General features: G+C 73.3%; 17 protein-coding genes and 1 pseudogene. 13 read left to right on the top strand and 5 right to left on the bottom strand.

What is annotated here, in order from left to right; genetic code table 11:
* Together RF644_RS18470 and RF644_RS18475 are read right to left on the bottom strand one after the other, a co-directional pair.
* Positions 1-156: pseudogene (locus tag RF644_RS18470) on the bottom strand (5-dehydro-4-deoxyglucarate dehydratase); the annotation flags it as partial.
* A 132-nt stretch (positions 157-288) separates the two neighbouring features.
* Positions 289-1,173, bottom strand: coding sequence for a LysR family transcriptional regulator (locus RF644_RS18475; RefSeq protein WP_368797633.1), 885 nt, complete (start codon positions 1,171-1,173; stop codon positions 289-291).
* A 163-nt stretch (positions 1,174-1,336) separates the two neighbouring features.
* Here RF644_RS18475 and RF644_RS18480 point away from each other — a divergent pair, with 163 nt between their 5' ends.
* From RF644_RS18480 to RF644_RS18495, 4 genes are read left to right on the top strand one after another with little or no spacing between them, the layout of a single operon-like run.
* Positions 1,337-2,338, top strand: coding sequence for a Bug family tripartite tricarboxylate transporter substrate binding protein (locus tag RF644_RS18480; protein ID WP_368797634.1), 1,002 nt, complete (start codon positions 1,337-1,339; stop codon positions 2,336-2,338).
* Between the two features lie 14 nt (positions 2,339-2,352).
* Complete coding sequence (locus tag RF644_RS18485) at positions 2,353-2,961, top strand: tripartite tricarboxylate transporter TctB family protein (RefSeq protein ID WP_368797635.1); 609 nt, start codon at positions 2,353-2,355, stop codon at positions 2,959-2,961.
* Positions 2,962-3,000: 39 nt separating this feature from the next.
* Positions 3,001-4,554 carry a tripartite tricarboxylate transporter permease gene (locus RF644_RS18490; RefSeq protein ID WP_368797636.1) on the top strand — a complete coding sequence of 518 codons (1,554 nt, stop codon included), beginning with the start codon at positions 3,001-3,003 and terminating at the stop codon, positions 4,552-4,554.
* A complete protein-coding gene (locus RF644_RS18495; protein WP_017834662.1) occupies positions 4,551-4,955 on the top strand; it encodes a universal stress protein in 405 nt (134 codons plus the stop codon). The genes RF644_RS18490 and RF644_RS18495 overlap by 4 nt, the downstream gene beginning before the upstream one ends.
* A 74-nt stretch (positions 4,956-5,029) precedes the next feature.
* Here RF644_RS18495 and RF644_RS18500 read toward each other — a convergent pair whose 3' ends face one another.
* A complete protein-coding gene (locus RF644_RS18500; protein WP_368797637.1) occupies positions 5,030-6,028 on the bottom strand; it encodes a LacI family DNA-binding transcriptional regulator in 999 nt (332 codons plus the stop codon).
* A 153-nt stretch (positions 6,029-6,181) separates the two neighbouring features.
* Here RF644_RS18500 and RF644_RS18505 point away from each other — a divergent pair, with 153 nt between their 5' ends.
* The 9 genes from RF644_RS18505 to RF644_RS18545 all read left to right on the top strand — a co-directional run bounded on the left by RF644_RS18505 (position 6,182) and on the right by RF644_RS18545 (position 16,370).
* The gene (locus tag RF644_RS18505) at positions 6,182-7,384 is read left to right on the top strand and encodes a Gfo/Idh/MocA family protein (protein WP_095650257.1); all 1,203 of its coding nucleotides are present in this window, start codon (positions 6,182-6,184) and stop codon (positions 7,382-7,384) included.
* On the top strand, positions 7,381-8,646 hold the full coding sequence (locus RF644_RS18510; RefSeq protein ID WP_368797638.1) for a dihydrodipicolinate synthase family protein: 1,266 nt from the start codon (positions 7,381-7,383) through the stop codon (positions 8,644-8,646). Before RF644_RS18505 ends, RF644_RS18510 begins: the two co-directional genes overlap by 4 nt.
* Complete coding sequence (locus RF644_RS18515; RefSeq protein WP_368797639.1) at positions 8,643-9,542, top strand: sugar phosphate isomerase/epimerase family protein; 900 nt, start codon at positions 8,643-8,645, stop codon at positions 9,540-9,542. Before RF644_RS18510 ends, RF644_RS18515 begins: the two co-directional genes overlap by 4 nt.
* Before the next feature lie 40 nt (positions 9,543-9,582).
* Positions 9,583-10,725 carry a glycerate kinase gene (locus tag RF644_RS18520; protein WP_368797640.1) on the top strand — a complete coding sequence of 381 codons (1,143 nt, stop codon included), beginning with the start codon at positions 9,583-9,585 and terminating at the stop codon, positions 10,723-10,725.
* Positions 10,726-10,957: 232 nt separating this feature from the next.
* Positions 10,958-11,881: a carbohydrate ABC transporter permease gene (locus RF644_RS18525; protein ID WP_368797644.1), complete on the top strand. Its 924-nt coding sequence runs from the start codon at positions 10,958-10,960 to the stop codon at positions 11,879-11,881.
* The gene (locus tag RF644_RS18530) at positions 11,874-12,818 is read left to right on the top strand and encodes a carbohydrate ABC transporter permease (RefSeq protein WP_368797641.1); all 945 of its coding nucleotides are present in this window, start codon (positions 11,874-11,876) and stop codon (positions 12,816-12,818) included. The genes RF644_RS18525 and RF644_RS18530 overlap by 8 nt, the downstream gene beginning before the upstream one ends.
* 113 nt (positions 12,819-12,931) lie before the next feature.
* Positions 12,932-14,320, top strand: coding sequence for a Gfo/Idh/MocA family protein (locus RF644_RS18535; RefSeq protein WP_368797642.1), 1,389 nt, complete (start codon positions 12,932-12,934; stop codon positions 14,318-14,320).
* Complete coding sequence (locus RF644_RS18540) at positions 14,317-15,282, top strand: NAD(P)-dependent oxidoreductase (protein WP_136341831.1); 966 nt, start codon at positions 14,317-14,319, stop codon at positions 15,280-15,282. Before RF644_RS18535 ends, RF644_RS18540 begins: the two co-directional genes overlap by 4 nt.
* Positions 15,279-16,370: a mandelate racemase/muconate lactonizing enzyme family protein gene (locus tag RF644_RS18545; RefSeq protein WP_109268359.1), complete on the top strand. Its 1,092-nt coding sequence runs from the start codon at positions 15,279-15,281 to the stop codon at positions 16,368-16,370. The genes RF644_RS18540 and RF644_RS18545 overlap by 4 nt, the downstream gene beginning before the upstream one ends.
* Positions 16,371-16,451: 81 nt before the next feature.
* Here the strand turns inward: RF644_RS18545 and RF644_RS18550 are convergent, their stop codons facing one another.
* Positions 16,452-17,516, bottom strand: a complete 1,065-nt coding sequence (locus RF644_RS18550; RefSeq protein ID WP_109268358.1) for a Xaa-Pro peptidase family protein — start codon at positions 17,514-17,516, stop codon at positions 16,452-16,454.
* Positions 17,513-19,537 carry a DUF6807 family protein gene (locus RF644_RS18555; protein WP_368797643.1) on the bottom strand — a complete coding sequence of 675 codons (2,025 nt, stop codon included), beginning with the start codon at positions 19,535-19,537 and terminating at the stop codon, positions 17,513-17,515. Before RF644_RS18555 ends, RF644_RS18550 begins: the two co-directional genes overlap by 4 nt.
* Positions 19,538-19,769 lie beyond the last annotated feature (232 nt).

A 19,769-nucleotide genomic window follows, 5' to 3' on the forward strand; every position in this document is an offset into this window, starting at 1 on the left:
GAAGAGCCCGGCCACGGGGTAGGAGGCCTGCCAGGCCAGGTGCTGGCGGTAGGCGCTCTCGTCGAAGAGCAAGTCCTGGTCGAACGCGGTGACGGGGAAGGACAGCAAGCCGTCCTTGAGCTTGTCCGCCAGTTCCCGGGGAGTGTGTGTGGCCACGGTCGTCGTCCTTCGCATGGGTCGAGGTGAGGCGTTCTGCCTGTGAATCACGTCTCACCCTAGGGAGGACTTTTGATGCTGTCCAAGGCCGTTTTTGAATGGAGTCATGCACTGAGGGCATCGATGCTTTGCTCAGTGCGGCTGGGTGCGCAGGAGGTCGAGCAGGTGGTGCAGGGCGGGATTCCTCGAGGTGCGGTCCCACAGGGCGTGCAGCTCGACGGAGCCCGAGGAGCTGCTGGCCAGCCGGTGGTAGGACACGCCGTCGATGCCGAGCAGCCGGGCGGACTCCGGGACGAAGGCGATTCCTCGCCCCGCGGCCACGAGCGCCACCATGGTGAGGACCTGGCTGACGGTGTGGACGACGTTGCGGTGCTCCACCTCCACGAGCCGCACCACGTGGTCGTAGAAGTACCGCGCCTTGGTGGGGGAGTGCATGATCAGCGGGAGGTCCTTGAGGTCGGCCGACGTGACGGGCCGCCTGAGGGTGCTCAGCGGGTGGTCGGCCGGGGCGGCGACGTACAGGTCCTCGGCGAGCAGCAGCTGCGACTCGAAGAGCTCCGTGTCGAAGGGCGGGCGGGCGAGCCCGAGGTCGAGGTCGCCGTTCTCGAGCGCCTGCAGCTGCTCGCCGGTCACCAGTTCCTGCAGGTCGACGTCGACGTCCGGCAGCACCCGCTCGATCTCGCTGAGCAGCGGTCCCAGCAGGCTGAACCCGGAGGCCGCCGTGAAGCCGATCCGCAGCACCCCCGAGCGCCCGGCGGCGATCCGGCGCGCCAGCAGCGGCGCCCGGTCGGCGGCGACTACCAGCTTGCGGGCCTCGACCAGGAACGCCCGCCCGGCGGCCGTGAGCGCCACCCGGCGGTTGTCCCGCTCCAGGAGCTCGACCCCCACCGTCTTCTCGAGCTTCTGGATCTGGCGGCTCAGGGGAGGCTGCGTCATGTTGAGCCGCACGGCAGCGCGGCCGAAGTGCAGCTCCTCCGCGACGGCGATGAAGCTCCGTGCCTGATCGAGTGTGAACATCATGTCCTCCGGGTATTACTCAATGCACGAATTGGCTTGGACAGGCATCATCATCTCTCCTTAGGCTCGGGAACCGATCCGCTTGTGATGCCACTCACAGGGGTGCGAGTCCTCTCGCGCCCCGGTCGGGCGGTTCCGATCCCTCACCCCTTCAGGAGAACCCATGAAGAACACCTCGTTCCGCACGGCGCTCGTCGGCGTCACCGCAGCGACCTCGCTCCTCGCGCTCAGCGCGTGCGGCGGCAACGTCGGCGGGGGCAGCAGCGCCTCCGGGGCGGACTTCCCGACGGATCCCATCACCCTGACCGTCGGCCAGGCCGCCGGCGGATCCACCGACCTCATCGCCCGCGCCGTGTCCGACGCCGCCGCGGAGGACCTCGGGGTCCCGATGCCGGTCGTGAACAAGCCCGGAGCCAACGGCGCCCTCGCCACCCAGGAGGTCGCCGGCGCGTCCCCCGACGGCCAGAACCTGGTGCTGCTCAACGCCTCGCTGATCACCATCACGCCGCTGGCCGTGGGCGAGGAGGAGGCCGTGTCCCTGGACGACGTCGAGGTGCTCAAGGGCCTGTCCCAGGACGACTACGTGATGGTCGCGAGCAAGGAGTCCGGCTTGGAGACCCTCGAGGACGTGCAGGGCGCCTCGGGCTCGTTCAGCTACGGCACCACCGGCGTGGGCACCGGCTCCCAGCTGGCCCAGACCGTGCTGTTCGCGCAGGCCGACATCACCGGCACCGAGGTGCCCTTCGACTCCGGCTCCCCGGCGCTGACCGCCGTGCTCGGCGACCAGGTGCAGGTCGCCACCGTCCAGCTGGGCGAGGCCAAGCCGCAGATCGACGCCGGCGAGGTGACGCCGATCGTGGTGTTCTCCGAGGAGCGCAACGAGTTCCTGCCCGACGTGCCCACCGCCGTCGAGTCCGGCTACGACGTCCCCGTCTCCCAGTACCGGGCGGTGGCCGCTCCCGAGGGGCTCCCGGACGACGTCAAGGCGCGGCTGGTCGAGGCCTTCGACGCCGCCGTGCAGTCGGAGGCCTACCAGGACTTCAACGAGCAGAACCTGCTCACCCCGTGGGAGGTCTCCGGCGAGGAGGTCGAGGCGGAGTGGACCGAGCTCGCCGAGCGCTACGAGCAGCTCGTCGAGGAGCACGACATCTCCCTCGCCGAGTAGGGACCGGCGCCGCCATGACGACCACCACGGCCCTGCCGACCACCACAGCCAGGAGCGACTCCATGAAGCAGTCCCGCCCGGACGACACGGCCTCCGTCGCCGACGTCCTCCACGACCCGGAGACGGCGGTCGAGGAGCTCACCCCGGAGCAGCTCGCCGCCCAGTGGGAGGCCGAGGGGCCCCCGCCCGGCGGCCGCGCGGCGGCCCTCGGTTCGACCCTGGCGGTCACGGTGCTGGCGGCTGCTGCGGCCGTGCTGTCCCTGCGCATGGGACTGGGCACACCGCAGCAGCCGGCCCCCGGCATGTGGCCGTTCGTGGTGAGCGTCGTGGCCGTCGTGATCGGCCTGTCCCACCTGGTCCTGGGCCGGCGCGGGGGAGAGGGGGAGAAGTTCACCCGGGAGTCGCTGCTGGCCGCCTGCGGGCTCGTGACCCTCGTGGGGCTGGTGCTGCTCATGCCCGTGATCGGCTTCGAGATCCCCGCCCTGCTCCTGTCCTTCGTCTGGATGAAGTTCCTGGGCGGCGAGACGTGGCGGGCCGCGGCCCTGTACTCCGCGCTCGTCGTCGTCGCCTTCTACCTGATCTTCATCACCGCCCTCGGCACGTCGATCCCGCACCTGTTCTGACGGCCGCCGCCACGGCGGCCACCGACCAAAGGCTCCCGCATGGACTTCCTGCAACCCGCCCTGGACGGCTTCGGCGTCGTCCTCCAACCGACCAACCTCCTGTACTGCCTCCTGGGCGTGACCATCGGCATGCTGATCGGCGTGCTGCCCGGCCTGGGCCCCGCCGCGACCATCGCCATCCTGCTGCCGCTGACCTACGGCATCGAACCGGTGACGGCGATCATCATGCTGGCCGGCATCTTCTACGGGGCCCAGTACGGCGGGACCATCACCTCCGTGCTGCTCCGGCTGCCCGGCGAGGCCAGCTCCGTGGTCACGGTCTTCGACGGCTACATGCTGGCCAAGCAGGGCCGCGCCGGCACCGCGCTGGGCATCGCCGCGATCGGCTCCTTCATCGGCGGCACCGTCGCCATCGTCGGCCTCACCTTCCTGGCGCCGCTCGTCGCCGGCTTCGCCCTCGACTTCGGTCCGCCCGAGTACACCGCACTCGCCCTGCTCGGCATCCTGCTCGTGGCCACCATCAGCAACGGCAACAAGTCCAAGGCGCTGATCGCCGCGTGCTTCGGGCTGCTGCTGGCCACGGTCGGCCGCGACGTCTTCACCGGAGCCGAGCGGCTCACGTTCGGCAACCTCAACCTGGCCGACGGCATCGACTTCGTGCCCGTGGCCATGGGGCTGTTCGGCCTCGGCGAGATCCTGCACAACCTGGAGGAGCGCCACCGTGCGGCCAAGGCGCCCGACAAGGTCTCCAACGTCTGGCCCTCCCGGGCGGACCTCAAGCAGTCGTCCGGGGCCATCGGCCGCGGCTCGGTCCTGGGCTTCTTCCTCGGCATCCTCCCCGGCGGCGGCGCCACGATCTCCTCGATGGCCGCCTACGCCATGGAGAAGAAGCGGGCCAAGCAGCCCGAGCGCTTCGGGAAGGGCGCCATCGAGGGCGTCGCCGGCCCGGAGACCGCCAACAACGCGGCGGCCACCAGCTCCTTCATCCCCCTGCTCACCCTGGGCATCCCAGCCAACGCCACGATGGCCCTGATGTTCGGCGCCCTGCTCATCCAGGGCGTCACGCCGGGCCCGCAGCTCGTGCAGCAGGACCCCGAGCTGTTCTGGGGCGTGGTCAATTCGATGTACGTCGGCAACATCCTGCTGCTGATCATGTCGATCCCCCTGATCGGGGTCTTCGTGCGCATCCTCCGGGTGCGGGGCGCCATCCTCGCCCCCATCACCGTGCTGATCACGATGCTGGGCGCCTACACGATCAACAACTCGATGTTCGACGTCATGCTCGTCGTGGTCTTCGGCGCCGTCGGCTACCTCATGAAGAAGTTCGGCTTCGAGCCCGGACCCCTGGTGCTGGCCTTTGTCCTCGGCTCCCTGCTGGAGTCCAACCTGCGCCGCTCCCTGCTCGTCTTCGAGGGAGACGTCACCGGGTTCTTCGCCCGCCCCATCTCGGCGACCCTGCTGCTGCTGTTCGTGCTCGTCGCCGTGCTGCCCGCCATCCAGTCCGCCCTCCGCCGTCGCAGCGCCTCCGCGCCGTCCCCCGCGGGACCGTCCGCCGAGGACTCCGACCGCACCCCTGTCAAGGAGAACGCATGAGCATCCTCGTCGGTTACGTCCCCACCCCCGTCGGCGAGGCCGCCGTCCGCGCCGCCATCGAGGAGGCCCGGCTGCGGGGGGAGCGGCTGCTGATCGTCAACTCCGTGCGCGAGGGCGCCCTGGCGGACAAGTCGGTCGCCTCCGACGACGACCTGCGCCGCGTCACCTCCGCCGCCGAGTCCGCCGGCGTCCCGCACACCGTGCTCCAGCCGTCCCACCGGGACGACCTCGCCCAGGAGATCCTCGATCTCGCCCGCGAGCACGACGTGTCCCGGATCGTCATCGGCCTGCGCCAGCGCTCCCAGGTGGGGAAGTTCATCATGGGCTCGCACGCCCAGCGGATCCTCCTGCAGTCCGACCGGCCGGTCCTGGCCGTGAAGGCGGGGGAGGCGCACCTCTGAGCCGCAGCCCCGCACGGCCGAGGGTGCCGCCGCCGGACAGGAGTCCGGCGGCGGCACCCTCGGCCGTGCGGGGGTCAGGCGCTCTCGCGCCGCACGATCTCGCCCACCACGTGCTCGATCCGGACCTGGTCGTGGCTCAGGGCGATGTCCGCGGCGGTCTCCCCGATCTGCTCGAGGGGGAAGCGCACGGTGGTCAGGCCCGGGGAGAAGTCCCGCAGGTTGGGGATGTCGTCGAAGCCGGCCACCCGCAGGTCGTGCGGCACGACGAGCCCGGCGTGCCGGAAGCCCGCGATCGCGCCGAGCGCCATGACGTCGTTGCCGACCACGACCGTGAGCCCGCGCACGGCGTCGGCTCCGAGCCGGTCCACCAGCGCCCGTGCGGCCTCGTAGCCGCCCTGGCTGTTGAAGTCCTCCGTGACCTCGGCCTCCGGCTCCAGGCCCGCCCGCTCGAGGGCCGCGCGGAAGCCCGCCCGGCGCTCCGCCGCGCTGGCGAGCTCGCCCGGCCCGCCGAGGAAGGCGAAGCGGGTCCGGCCCGTCCCGATCAGCATGTCCGTCAGGTCGTCGCCGGCGCTGCGGTTGTCGATGGTGACGGCGCCGGCGCCCTCGAGCCAGGCCTGGCCGATGGTCACCACCCGGCCGCCGTTCTTCTGGTAGCGGGTGAGCTCGGCGAGCAGCCGGGGGTCGATCTCCCGCCGCCGCGAGCCCGCCATGATGATCGCGTCGGTGCGATGGGACGCGAAGGCCGCGACGGCGTCGAGCTGGTCGGTGCCGTCGGTCGCGGCCAGCAGCAGCTGGTGCCGGTCCGCGCGGGCCCGGCGCTGCACGCCCTTGGCGATCGAGGAGAAGTAGGGGTCGGCGATGTCGTGGACCACGAGCCCCACCAGTCCGGTGGTGGACCGCGCCAGCGCCTGCGCCTGCGCGTTGGCCACGTAGCCGAGGGACTCCGCGGCGTCCCGGACGCGCTCCGCGATGTGCTCGGCCGGCCGGCGGTCCGATCCGTTGAGCACCCGGGAGGCCGTGGCCAGGGACACCCCGGCCTCCCGGGCCACCTGGGAGAGGGTCACTGCGCTCATCGTCCGGTCCTGCTTCCTCCTCACCGCATCCGGTGGGCGTCTCGCCCCCGCGCCGGGGAGTCCGGGGCCGGGAACGTGTTGACAGTCACACTGAGCCAACCCTAGAGTGGAAAGCGCTTTCCTACAAATTTCCCGAATCCTCTGGAGTTGATGATGTCCGAGCCCCGAGTTCTCCGCATCGCCATGAACGGCATCACCGGCCGCATGGGCTACCGCCAGCACCTGCTGCGCTCGATCCTGCCCATCCGGGACCAGGGAGGGGTGACCCTGCCGGACGGCACCCGCGTGACCGTCGAGCCGATCCTCGTGGGCCGCAACGAGGCCAAGGTCGCCGAGCTGGCGCGCCGGCACGGCGTGGAGCACTGGACCACCGATCTCGACGCGGTCATCGAGGACCCCACCGTGGACGTGGTCTTCGACGCCTCCATGACCAGCCTCCGGGCCGAGACCCTCAAGAAGGCCATGCGCGCCGGCAAGCACGTCTACACCGAGAAGCCGACCGCCGAGACCCTGGACGAGGCGGTGGAGCTGGCGCAGATCGCCCAGGAGCGCGGCGTCACCGCCGGCGTGGTCCACGACAAGCTCTACCTGCCCGGTCTCGTGAAGCTGCGGCGGCTCGTGGACGAGGGCTTCTTCGGCCGGATCCTGTCCCTGCGCGGCGAGTTCGGCTACTGGGTCTTCGAGGGCGAGCACCAGGAGGCCCAGCGCCCGTCCTGGAACTACCGGCGCGAGGACGGCGGGTCCATGACCGTCGACATGTACTGCCACTGGAACTACGTCCTCGAGGGCATCGTGGGCCCGGTCCGGTCCGTCACCTCGACCGCCGTGACGCACATCCCCGCGCGGTGGGACGAGCAGGGCCACGAGTACCCGGCCACCGCGGACGACGCCGCCTACGGCGTCTTCGAGCTCGAGACCCCGGACGGCGACCCCGTGGTCGCCCAGATCAACTCCTCCTGGGCCGTGCGCGTGTACCGCGACGAGCTGGTGGAGTTCCAGGTGGACGGCACCCACGGCTCGGCGGTCGCCGGGCTGAACAAGTGCGTGGCCCAGCAGCGGGCCCACACGCCCAAGCCGGTCTGGAACCCGGACCTGCCCGTCACCGAGTCCTTCCGCGACCAGTGGCTGGAGGTGCCGGCCAACGCGGAGCTGGACAACGGCTTCAAGGCGCAGTGGGAGGAGTTCCTGGCCGACGTCGCCGCGGGCCGCGAGCACCGGTTCGGGCTGCTCTCCGCCGCGCGCGGGGTGCAGCTGGCCGAGCTGGGCCTGCGCTCCTCGGCCGAGCGCCGCACCATCGACATCCCGGCGATCGAGCTGTCCCCGGCCGAGCGGCGCACCGCCGAGGCCGTCCGGTGAGCGCCGTGCTCCTGCCCGACGGCAGCGGATCCCGCACCGAGCACGTGCTCTCCGGACCGGGGAGCTGGACCCGGCCGCAGGCGCCTCTCACCGCGCGCAAGGCCTACGCTGCCGCGCACGTGGTGCCCCTGGCGCTCGCGGACAACACCCCCGGGGCACCGGCGCAGCTGGACTGGGACGCGACCCTGGGCTTCCGCCACGACATCTGGTCCTACGGGCTGGGCGTGGCCGACGCCATGGACACCGCCCAGCGGGGGATGGGCCTGGACTGGCCGGCCACCCAGCAGCTGATCCGGCGCTCGACCGCCGAGGCCTCGGCGGCGCTCGCCACCGGCAGCCCGGCCCTGGCGGGCAGGACCGTCCGCGACCTCATCGCGTGCGGGGCGGGCACGGACCACCTGGACCCGGCGGGGATCACGCCCGGCGAGACCGGGCTGCGCGCCGTGCTCGAGGCCTACCGGGAGCAGGTCGAGGTGGTCGAGGGCGCCGGGGCGAAGGTCATCCTGATGGCGTCCCGCGCCCTCGTGCGGGCCGCCCGGGACGCCGACGACTACCTGCGGGTCTACTCCCAGCTCCTGGGCGAGGCCCGGCACCCCGTGGTCCTGCACTGGCTCGGGACGATGTTCGACCCGGCGCTGGCCGGCTACTGGGGCAGCGACGCGGTGGACACGGCCACGGAGACCTTCCTCGAGCTCATCCGGTCCCACCCGGGGCAGGTCGACGGCGTCAAGGTCTCCCTCCTGGACGCCGCGCACGAAACCCGGCTGCGGGCGGAGCTGCCGGAGGGGGTCCGCCTCTACACCGGCGACGACTTCAACTACCCCGAGCTCATCGACGGCGACGGCACCCGGCACTCCGACGCGCTGCTGGGGATCTTCGCCGGCATCTACCCGGCGGCGTCCACCGCACTGCAGGCCTATGACGCCGGGGAGCCCGGCCGGGCGCGGGCGATCCTCGACGCCACGGAGGAGCTCGGGCGCCACGTCTTCAGCGCCCCGACCTTCTACTACAAGTGCGGCATCGCGTTCCTGTCCTGGCTCAACGGCAGCCAGCCGGGGTTCCAGATGGTCGGCGGACTGCACTCGGGCCGCTCCGTGCCGCACCTGGTCGAGGTGTTCAGGCTGGCCGACAGGGCCGGGCTGCTGCTCGACCCGGAGCTCGCCGCGCGGCGGATGAGCACCTTCCTCGACGCGGCGGGCCTCGGCGCGCCGGTCCTCGCACCGGCTCTCGTGCCGGCCGGCGGCACCGGAGGTGCGGCATGAGCGCGGACTTCCAGCTGTCGCTGAACACGGGCACCACCCGCGGCCTGACCCTGCAGCAGGCGGTGGAAGCCACCGCCCGCGCCGGACTGGGGCACATCGGCGTGTGGCGCGACCGCGTGGCCGAGGCCGGGCTCGAGAACGCGGCCCGGATCATCGAGCAGGCCGGGCTGCAGGTCTCCAGCCTGTGCCGCGGCGGCTTCCTCACGGCGGCCGACGAGGCTGGGCAGCGGGCCGCGCTCGAGAGCAACCGGGCCGCCATCCGGGAGGCCCAGGTCCTGGGCACGAGCGAGCTGATCATGGTCGTGGGCGGCCTGCCCGCCGCCGCCCACGTCCTGGGCGGCGAGGGCGACCGGGGCGACAAGGACGTCGTGGCGGCCCGCGAGCGCGTGGCCGAACGGCTCGCCGAGCTCGTCCCCTACGCCCTCGAGCACGGGGTGCGCCTCGTGCTCGAGGCGCTCCACCCCATGTACGCGGCCGACCGGGCCGTGCTCTCCACGCTCGGGCAGGCCCTGGACCTGGCCGCCCCGCACCCGGTGGACGCCGTGGGCGTGGTGGTGGACACCTTCCACGTCTGGTGGGACCCCGGGCTGGAGACCCAGATCGCCCGGGCCGGCGCGGAGGGCCGGCTGGCGTCCTACCAGGTCTGCGACTTCAACCTGCCGATCGCCTCCGACGCCCTGCTCTCCCGCGGGATGATGGGGGACGGGGTGATCGACTTCGGCACGATCGGGCGCTGGGTCGCCGCCGCCGGCTACACGGGCCCGGTCGAGGTCGAGATCTTCAACCAGGAGATCTTCGACCAGGACCCGGACGTCGTGCTCGCCGTGATGAAGGAGCGCTGGGAGTCCCTGGTGCTGCCGTCCCTGACCGGCGCACCCGCCCGCGCCACCGCCTGACGTGGGGCCGCACGAGCTCGGCGAGCGACCCCGGGTGGTCGTGGCCCCGGACAAGTTCAAGGGGTCGCTGACGGCGACCGAGGCCGCCGCCGTGCTCGCGGCCGGGGTGCGCGAGCACCGGCCCGGGGCCCGGATCCGGGCGGTGCCCCTGGCGGACGGGGGCGAGGGCACGGTTGACGCCGCGGTGGCGGCCGGGGCGCGGCTGCGCCGCACCCTCGTCCGGGGCGCCGTGGAGGGCAGGGTGCGGGCGCGCTGGGCGCTGCTCACGGCGCCCTCCGGCGCCACCACCGCGGTCGTCGAGTCCGCCCAGGCGAGCGGGCTGGACCAGGTGCGCCCGAGTCCGGCGACGGCCCGGGCGGCGCACAGCTACGGCTGCGGCCAGCTGATCCGGGCGGCGCTGGACGCCGGGGCGACCGACGTCGTCGTCGGGCTCGGCGGCTCGGCGATGACGGACGGGGGCTCGGGCGCCCTGCGGGCGCTCGGCCTGGACGTCCTCGACGACGACGGCGCGCCCGTCCCCCTGGGCGGGGAGGGGCTGCTGTCCGCCGCCCGCCTGGACGTCTCCGGCCTGGACCCGAGGCTGCGCACGGTGCGGCTGCGGCTGGCCGTGGACGTGCAGAACCCGCTGCACGGCCCTGACGGCGCCGCGCACGTCTTCGCCCCGCAGAAGGGCGCGAACCGCGACGCCCGGCGCGAGCTGGACGCCGCGCTCCGGCGCTGGGCCGGGCTGCTGGCCGGTCTCGAGGGCGCCCGTCCGTTCCTGCTCCCGGGGGCCGGCGCCGCCGGCGGCTTCCCGTCCGGCTTCCTGGCCCTGACCCCGGCGACGCTCGAGCGCGGCTTCGACCTCGTGTCCTCCCTCGTGGGGCTCGAGGAGCAGCTCGAGGACGCGGACCTGCTCGTCGTCGGCGAGGGGTCGCTGGACGCCCAGTCGTTGCAGGGCAAGGCGCCGCTCGCCGCGGCCGCGCTCGCCGCGGCCCGGGGGGTGCCCGTCGTGGCCGTGGCCGGGCGGCTGGGCCTGTCCGCGGAGCAGCTGCGCGGCGCGGGGGTCCTGGCGGCGGCCTCGCTCGTGGGCGTCGCGCCGTCCGTCCGGGCCGCGCAGGACGAGGCGGAGCGCTACGGCCCGCCGGCGACGGTCGAGGCGCTGCGGCTCCTGGCCGCCGTCCCCGCCGTCACCGGCGGCTGATCCGCCTCCCGCGCCCCGGGCGGACACCACCGTAGATTTGTGGTTGACGTCACAGTGACGGGCCACTAACCTGGACGCAACGCAGATCCGGAAAACGCTTTCCCACTCGCTCCGAGGAGATACCGATGACAACGAGGCACATCGACACCGAACCGCTCCGGGCCTCCCCGGCGCGGCTGCGCCGAGGGACGGTCCCAGCGTGAGCGCCGTCGAGGAGCTGACCCGGGAAGGTCTGCCCGGGAAGCGGGCCAAGGGCGCGGCCGGCCGGCAGAAGCCCCGCGCCGACAGGCGGGACAACAAGGCCGCGGCGGTCTTCATGGCGCCCTGGATCGTGGGGCTCGTGGTCATCACGCTCGGACCCATGCTGATGTCCCTCTACCTCTCGTTCACCGACTACAACCTCATGCGGGCCCCCGACTGGATCGGCCTGGAGAACTTCTCCCGGATGCTCGAGGACGAGCGGCTGCACAACTCGCTGAAGGTGACCTTCACGTACGTGTTCGTCGGGGTGCCGCTGCAGCTCATGCTGGCCCTGGCGATCGCCATGGTCCTCGACCGGGGCCTGCGCGGCCTGGCGTTCTACCGCTCGGTCTTCTACCTGCCGTCCCTGCTGGGCTCCTCCGTGGCGATCGCGATCCTGTGGAAGCAGCTGTTCGGGACCACCGGCCTGGTCAACCAGGTGCTCGCACTCGTGGGGATCGAGGGCATGGGATGGATCTCGGACCCCCGCACCGCGCTCGGCAGCATCATCCTGCTGCACGTGTGGACCTTCGGGGCGCCGATGATCATCTTCCTCGCGGGCCTGCGGCAGATCCCCACGATGTACTACGAGGCGGCCTCCATCGACGGCGCCGGGAAGATCACGCAGTTCCTCCGGATCACGCTGCCCCTGCTGAGCCCGATCATCTTCTTCAACCTGGTGCTGCAGATCATCCAGGCGTTCCAGTCCTTCACGCAGGCGTTCATCGTCTCCGGCGGCCGAGGAGGTCCGTCCGACTCGACGATGTTCTTCACGCTGTACCTGTACCAGACGGGCTTCGGCCGCTTCGACATGGGCTACGCCGCGGCCATGGCCTGGCTGCTGCTCGTCATCATCGGGGCGTTCACCGCTCTCAACTTCATCGCGTCTAAGTATTGGGTGTTCTACGATGACTAATCCGACAATCACCGACAGCCCCGCCCGGGCGGCCGACCAGGACCTCGTCCCGGCCCAGCACGACGGCGTGCAGAGCGCACCGCAGCAGAAGCCCCGCGGCCCCGGCCCCCGGGCGCGGATCCGTTCCCTGCTCAAGCACCTGGCGCTGATCCTCGCCGGCGGCGTGATGATCTACCCGCTGCTGTGGATGCTGGCCAGCTCCCTGCGCCCCAACGACATCATCTTCCGCGAGCCGGGCATCCTGCTCGAGACATTCGAGAGCGCGAACTACACCGGCGGGTGGAACGCCCTGTCCAGTCCCTTCAGCGTGTACCTGTTCAACTCCGCGGTGGTGGTGCTCGGGTGCATCGTGGGGAACCTGGTCTCCTGCTCGATGGCCGCCTACGCCTTCGCGCGGCTCGAGTTCCGCTTCAAGAAGCCGGCCTTCGCCCTCATGCTCCTCACGATCATGCTGCCGTTCCACGTGGTGATCGTGCCGCAGTACATCATGTTCTCCCAGATCGGGTGGGTGAACACCTTCTGGCCCCTGATCGTGCCGAAGCTGCTCGCCACCGACGCGTTCTTCGTGTTCCTCATGGTGCAGTTCATCCGCGGCATCCCCAAGGACATGGACGAGGCCGCGCGGATCGACGGCGCGGGGCACGCCCGGATCTTCGGCCAGATCATCCTGCCGATGATGGTCCCGGCCCTGGCCACCACCACGATCTTCACGTTCATCTGGACCTGGAACGACTTCTTCAGCGCCCTGATCTACCTGACCGACCCGAACATGTTCACCGTCCCGGTGGCGCTGCGCGCCTTCGTGGACGCCACCGGGGAGTCCTCGTGGGGCTCGCTGTTCGCGATGTCGATCGTGTCGCTGCTGCCGGTGTTCATCGCCTTCCTGGTGGGGCAGAAGTTCCTCGTCAAGGGCATCGCCACCACGGGCATCAAGTAGCAGGCCACGGGCCTTCAGCAGGCGGCCGGGTGTCCCCGCCCACCCCGGGCCGGGGACACCCGGCCGCCGGCCCAACCCACCCCCGCACACCCCTCCAGAACCAGGAGCAACCGATGGACAGCGCAGAGCACAGCGGCACGGACGGCACGTCACGGCAGGGGAGGCGGGCCCGGTACGTCCTGGTCGGCACCGGCAACCGGTGCGAGATGTACCTCCGCTCCCTGCTGGAGGACCACGCCGACGTCGCCGAGCTGGTGGCGGTGGGCGACACCAACCCCGGGCGGGCCGAGCACTACCGCCGGCTCGCCGAGGAGACCTCGGGCGTCCGGATCGGCGTCCTGGACCCCGCGGAGCTCTCCCGGACGATCCGCGAGCAGGGGATCGACCGGGTCATCATCACCACCCCCGACCTCACCCACGCCGACTACATCTGTCGGACGCTGCGCGCCGGGGCGGACGCCGTCGTCGAGAAGCCCCTGACCGTGGACGCCGAGGGCTGCCGCCGGATCACCGCGGCCGTCGAGGAGACGGGCCGCCACGTGGTGGTCACCTTCAACTACCGGTACTCCCCGCGCAACACCGCCCTCAAGGACGTCGTGCAGTCCGGGGCGATCGGCACGGTCACCTCCGTGGACTTCAGCTGGATGCTCGACACCGTGCACGGCGCCGACTACTTCCGCCGCTGGCACCGGCAGAAGGAGAACTCCGGCGGGCTGCTGGTGCACAAGTCCTCCCACCACTTCGACCTCGTCAACTGGTGGCTGGCCGACACCCCGGAGCGGGTCTTCGCCTCGGGCGGGCTGCGGTTCTACGGCCGGGACAACGCCGAGGCCCGGGCGCGTGCGGGCGCCCCCGCCCGGGATGCCGAGGGGGGCGACCCCTTCGCCCTGGACCTGCGCACCGACGAGCGGCTGAGCCGGCTCTACCTCGACCACCAGCACCACGACGGGTACCGCCGGGACCAGGACGTGTTCTCCGACGGGATCAGCATCGAGGACAACCTGGCCCTCGTGGTCGACTACGCCCGCGGCGCCACCCTCTCCTATTCCCTCAACGCCCACTCCCCGTGGGAGGGGTACCGGGTGGCCGTCAACGGCACCGAGGGCCGGGCCGAGCTGGAGGTCGTCGAACGGGCGGCGGTCCTGCCGGCGAGCGGCGGCTCCCCGGTGGACCCCTCGGTCACGGTGGGCCCCCACCGGGGCGGTGCCCGCAGCCGCGGCGAGCGCCTGACCGTCCAGCGCCACTGGGGCGCCGCCGAGGAGGTCGTCATCAGCAACGGGGCGGGCAGCCACGGCGGCGGGGACCGGCTGCTGCTGGCCGACGTCTTCCGCGGCCCCGGCGAGGACCCGTACGGGCGGCCCTCCGGCTACCGGGACGGCGTGGCGGCGGTGGCCGTGGGCATCGCCGGCAACCGCTCCCTCGAGTCCGGGCTGCCCGTCCGGATCGCCGAGCTGGACCTGGGGGCGATCTCCGGGGCGAGCCGGAGCGAGGTCCCGGCATGAGCCGCGTCCTCGTCACCGGCGGCGCGGGCCGGCTCGGCCGCAGCGTGGTCGCCGGGCTGGCGGAGGCCGGCTACGACGTCCTCAGCGTCGACCGGTCCCTGCCTGGGGACCCCGCCGGCTCCCACCCCGCCGTGGAGCACCGAGGCGCGGAGCTCACCGACCCGGACGCCGTGCACGCGCTGATGCGCGCGGTCCGCCCGGACGCCGTGATCAACCTGGCGGCCATCGCCGTCCCGTTCAGCGCCCCCGAGCACGTCATCCTGCAGACCAACGCGGTGATCGCGCACAACGTGGCCGGCGCGGCGACCGAGGCCGGGGTGCGACGGATCGTCATGGCCAGCAGCCCCACGGTGCTGGGCTACGGCTCCCCGGCGGGCTGGTTGCCGCCCGCGTTCCCGCTCACGGAGGAGACCCCTCCCCGGCCGTGGCACGCCTACGGGCTGTCCAAGCACGTGGCGGAGCAGGTGGCACAGATGTTCGCCGCCGCCCGGGGCGAGGCCGTGCGCTACGCGTCCTTCCGCCCCTGCTACGTGATCGCCCCCGAGGAGTGGGAGGGCGCCCCCACGCAGCAGGGCCACACCGTGCGGGAGCGGCTCGACGACCCCGCGCTCGCCGCGCCGGCGCTGTTCAACTACGTGGACGCCCGGGACGTCACGGCCTTCCTGGAGGCGCTGCTGGAACGGATGGGCGCGATCCGCAACGGCGACACCTTCCTGGTGGGCGCCGCCGACGCCCTGGCCCGGCGCCCGCTCGCGGAGCTGCTGCCCGAGTTCGTCCCGGGCAGCGAGCAGCTCGCCGCGGGGCTGACCGGGACGGCCCCCGCCTTCAGCATCGACAAGGCCCGCCGGGTCCTGGACTGGGAGCCGGCGCGTAGCTGGCGCACCGAGCTCCGGGAGGAGCCCGTGGCCGCCGCGGCCGGGGAGCCCGCGGGCGCCGGCCGGCACGGGAAGGACACCGCATGAGCATCGCCGCCCTGCACACGGAGCTCATCACGGCCCGGCTGCCGCGCAGCTGGGGGCCGGAGGCCCCGCAGAACCACGTCGTGGCCGTCACGGTCGTGGCCGACGACGGCGCCACCGGCACCGGCTTCTCCTGGACCCCGACGATCGGGGCGACGGCCGTGAAGGCGCTCCTCGACGACGACCTCGCGGGCTTCGTGCGCGGGCGCACCGAGAACCCCGAGGCCCTCTGGGACGACGCCTGGAAGCACCTGCACGAGGGTGGCACCGGGCTGACCGGGGTGGCGCTCGCGGGCGTGGACCTCGCGCTGTGGGACCTGCGGGCGCGCCGGGCCGGGGTCTCGATCACCGCGCTGCTGGGCCGGCGGCAGGAGAGCGTGGCCGTCTACGGCTCCGGCGTGAACCTGCACTACACCCTGGAGGAGCTGCAGGCGCAGGTGCGCCGGTGGGTCGCCGCCGGCTTCGGCGCGGTCAAGATCAAGGTGGGCAGGGCCGACCTGCGCGAGGACGTGGAACGCGTGGCCGCCGTCCGGGAACTGCTCGGCCCGCACCGCGGGCTCATGGTCGACGCCAACCAGCGGTGGGACCTGCCCACGGCGCGCCGGGCCCTGGACGCTCTCGCCGAGTTCGGGCCGTCGTGGCTGGAGGAGCCGCTGCGCGCCGACGACCTCGAGGGCTACCGGCAGCTGCGCCGGTTCAGCCGGGTCCCCATCGCCCTGGGGGAGAACCTGCACAACGTCTACCGCTTCCGGGACTTCATCGCGGCCGGCGCCGTGGACGTCGTACAGCCGAACATCGTCCGGGTGGGCGGCATCACGCCGTTCCGGCGGATCGTGGAGCTCGCGCGCACGCACAGCGTGGGGGTCGCCCCGCACCTGCTGCCGGACCTCTCCGGGCAGCTGGCCCTGACCCTCGCCGAGCCCACCACGGTCGAGGTCGTGGAGGACGCCGGGTTCGCGGACCTCGGCATCCTGGACGGGCCGTCCCCGGTCCGGGTGACCGGCTCGCGGCTGGAGACCCGGGACCTGCCCGGTCTCGGCCTGGTCCTGCAGCAGCAGGCGCTGCCCGCCCTGGACGGTGCGCGTCCCTGAGCACCGGAGCCAGGACCGCCGGAAGGCCCGCACCCCCGGGGGTGCGGGCCTTCCGGCTCCGTGCGGGCGGACGGGGCCGCCTCAGCGCTCCAGCACGGCCGGGCGGTCCCGGCCCCGGACCCGGACCACGGGCCAGCGCGGGTCCACGGACAGGGGCACGACGCCGCCGGGACCCAGCAGCACCGTGTCCTCGATCTTCGTGCCCGGCGCGGACGGATTCCACGTGAAGGCCTGGTGCTCGTGCACGAGGTCCGGCACCCCCGGGGCGAGCCGCGGGTCCCGCCCGGCGTACCCGGCGGGCCCGCCCTGGTGGTGGCGGGTCCACTCCTCGGCGTCGAAGCCGTGGCGCGGATAGGCGTGCCGGAGCACCGGCAGCAGGTCGGCGAGGGGCAGCCCCGGGCGCAGCGCGTCGAGGACGTCGGCCTCGACCTCCGCGATCCTCGCCTCCGCGTCCGTCTCGGCGGGCTCGGCCGGGCCGAAGCGCACCCATCGGGTCGCGTTGGCGATGAGTCCGCCGCGGCGGGCGCAGACGACCGCCATCGCGCGCCGCCCCAGCGGTCCGGCGGTCGGCAGGGGGTGGCGGTGGGGCAGGCGGTCGGCGCCCCCGCACAGCACCACGAGGGGCTCCGCGCCTGCGCGCACCAGGCCGGCGGTCAGCTCGGCCGCGAGCTCCCGCTCGGTGGTGCGCGGGGTCGCCCGGGTCAGCGCCCCGGTCAGCACCGCCGCGGCGTCCCGGCACAGCCGCGCGTAGCGCTCTGCCTCGCCCGGGAGCAGGGAGGCCCGCGCCGCCCGCAGCGGTGCGGCGACGCACTCCTCGGCGGCCACGGCCATCGCGCGCGCCCCGGGGAACCAGTCCTCCGGTGCCGCGAGGGACCCGTGCCAGGGCACCTCGTGCAGCCGGACGCCCTTGGGCAGCTCCTCGGCCACCAGGCGGGCGGCCTCGTTGGCGGAGGTCACGACCTCGTCGCCGTCCCGGTGCACCAGGACCGCGGCCACCGGCGGACCGGCGAGCGAGACGTGCACGCGCGCGCCGTCGAGGTACCAGGACACGGCGGAGTGGCTCTGCAGCAGCACGGCGTCCACCCCGTGCGCGTCCAGCACCCGCAGGACCCGCCGGCGCTTCTCCGCCCGCTCCGGGGCGCTCACGCGGTCCGGCCCCGGGCCGCGTCCCCGAGCAGGGCCTCCACCCGGGGGGTGTCGAGACGGCCGTCGACGACGAGCACGCGCACCTCCCGCTCGACCGGCCGGTCCGTCGTCGTCGTGACGGGCGCGTCCCAGGCCAGGGCGAGGCCCACCCCCGGGTACCCGGCGTGCCGGACGAACCAGGGGTCGGCCGAGTCGTCGCCGCGCCGCAGGACGAGGGTCGCGGGGCGCCCCGCGAACTCGGCGGAGAAGGCGAGCCACGGGGAGGTGCTGCCGTGCACGGCCTGCTCGCCCGCCGCGTCCGCGGTGAACACGTCCGCGTCGGTGCAGGCGGGGAGCCGCCAGAAGAACCCTCCGTAGCCGCCGCCGGCCCGCCCGTTGGAGCCGGGGCTGCCGAGCCGCACCGGGTGGACGCCGGCGGGGGAGAGACGGAAGCGCAGGCCCAGCTCCCAGGCGTGCTCGTGCACGGGCCGGAACGTCCAGCGGCGCTCCTCGGTCAGCACCGCGGCGCCGTCCGGGCCCGTCCAGGCGAGCTCCTCGTCCAGGCGGTCGCCGGCGTGGTGCGCCGCGACCCGGAGCACGCGGCCGTGGTCCTCCCGCCACACGTAGCGCTGCGCCTCCCGGGTGTAGGTGCGCCCGCCCCAGAAGTTCAGGCCGTCCACGTCCTGGAGCGCCGTGCCGACCCCCAGGTGCCAGACGTGGTCCAGGGGCTGCTGGTCCGTGACGGTGACGCCGCCGAGGGTCCGGACGGGGTGCAGGAACGGCCGTGGGGAGGAGGTCGGGGCGATGCCGTCTCCCGGGCGGACCCGGGCCACCTCGTGGCCCGCCACCACGAGGCGCTCGCCGGTGGCCGCGGGGACGGCCCACGGCGCGTCGAGACCCGTGAAGCCCGACTGAGCCCTGACGGCGCGGGCCGCCCAGTCCTCGATCCCGGGGAGGACCGCGCGCCGGGTGCCGCCCTCCTCGTGCCAGCGCACGTGCTCCGCGGCGATCGGCACCGGGTCCGGTGCGGTGCGCACGGCGTCCAGCACCCGCATGAAAGCACCCGTGGCGGCCAGGGGGCAGAGCAGCGCCGTGCCGTCGCGGCGGGCGTCGATGAGGTTCTCGAGCAGGTTGGTGCGGCCGGTGGTGACGGTCCGCGTGCCCTCGGGCCCGGAGACGGTCAGCTCGTCCCGGGTGTAGTGCAGGACGGCCTGACCCCGCGTGCCGTCGATCGTGATGAAGGGGTCCTGCTGCTCGGCGGCACACAGCGTCAGCGCACAGGTCACCGGGATGCCCGAGACCGTCCTGACCTGCACCACCGAGGTGTCGTCGGACTCGATGGCGTTGGCGCGGTAGAGCTCGGTGCGCAGCTGTGCGACGTCCTCGGCGGTGCGGGCGCCGGCGATGTGCAGGGCGGTCATGACCGCGTGGGCCAGGGGGTTCGTCACCACGCCGTCCACCACGTCCACGTCGCCGATGCGGCGCCGGCCGGCCCAGGGGGAGCGGGTGAAGTAGCCCGTGTCCCGGGACCACAGTCCGGTGGCCCCCACCGCGCGCAGCCGCCCGATCTCCCCGCCGTCCAGCAGCCGGTCGACCGCTTCCAGGGCGTGGGAGCCGATGCTCTGGAACCCCACCTGGACCAGGCCGCCCGTCTCCTCGGCCACCTCGAGCAGGCGGGCGAACTGGTCCAGGTTCGCCACCGGCGGCTTCTCGAGGAGGACGTCCGCACCCAGGCGCAGGGCCGTGCGGGCGAGCTCGTAGTGGGTGTCGATCGGGGTGGAGACCACCACCACGTCGACGTCGAGCCCCGCGGCCCGGAGCTGCTCCAGATCGCCGAACATCGGCACGGCGGGCCCCAGCGCCCCGCCGCTGTCGGCGCGTCGGTCGACGGCCGCCACGAGGCGGACGCCGCCTTCCTCCTCGAGCCGGCGGATGTTGGCGAGGTGGCGTTCGCCGAAGCCCCCGGTCCCCACCAGGCAGACGCGGGCGGGGGACTCCCGGGGGAGGCCGGAGGGCGGGGCGGGAGCGGGCTGGGCGTGCACGGGAGTCTCCTCGGGCAGAATGGGAATGCGCTTTCCAACGTATCGACCACGGTTCGGTGTGTCAACAGTCACAACCGGGGGCGTCGCCCCGGCCGCCGACGCACCGCGGGCCCCGATCGTACGACCGGGGCCCGCGGTGCGTCGGCACCCGGGGCGTGGTGGGTGCGGTCGGCCGCTGGGGTCAGTCGGGGAGGCGGTTGCCGGTGGCGGTGTCGAACAGGTGCACGTGGTC

The sequence above is a fragment of the Kocuria sp. CPCC 205258 genome (assembly GCF_040981005.1).
Classification (GTDB): Bacteria; Actinomycetota; Actinomycetes; order Actinomycetales; family Micrococcaceae; genus Kocuria; species Kocuria rosea.